The organism is Pseudomonas sp. 05T35 (assembly GCF_056396605.1).
This window is the reverse complement of the sequence record NZ_JBFTLU010000984.1, coordinates 1-433: the sequence shown is the minus strand read 5'-3', so window position 1 is coordinate 433 and position 433 is coordinate 1. Positions and strand designations below refer to the sequence as shown.

Genomic DNA, 433 nt, shown 5'->3' with positions numbered 1-433 from the left:
TGTCTGTTCCCGCCTTCGGCCTCGGTACGTTTCGCCTGCAAGGCCAGGTGGCCATCGATTCGGTGAGCACCGGCCTTGAACTCGGTTACCGGGTGATCGATACCGCGCAGATCTACGACAACGAAGCCGACGTCGGCCAAGCCATCGCCGCCAGCGGCATTGCCCGCGAAGAGTTGTTCATCACCAGCAAGATCTGGATCGCCAATTTCGCCAAGGACCAACTGATCAGCAGCTTGAAAGACAGCCTGCGCAAACTGAAAACCGATTACCTGGACCTGACGCTGATTCACTGGCGGCATTGCCCGCGAAGAGTTGTTCATCACCAGCAAGATCTGGATCGCCAATTTCGCCAAGGACCAACTGATCAGCAGCTTGAAAGACAGCCTGCGCAAACTGAAAACCGATTACCTGGACCTGACGCTGATTCACTGGC

General features: G+C 56.4%; 1 protein-coding gene and 1 pseudogene. Both read left to right on the top strand.

The genetic code is table 11. The features are described from left to right. Positions 1-293: pseudogene (locus AC1DH9_RS31040) on the top strand (aldo/keto reductase); the annotation flags it as partial. Positions 294-312: 19 nt separating this feature from the next. After that, a partial coding sequence (locus AC1DH9_RS31035; protein WP_477809574.1) for an aldo/keto reductase occupies positions 313-433 on the top strand: 121 nt, incomplete at its 3' end.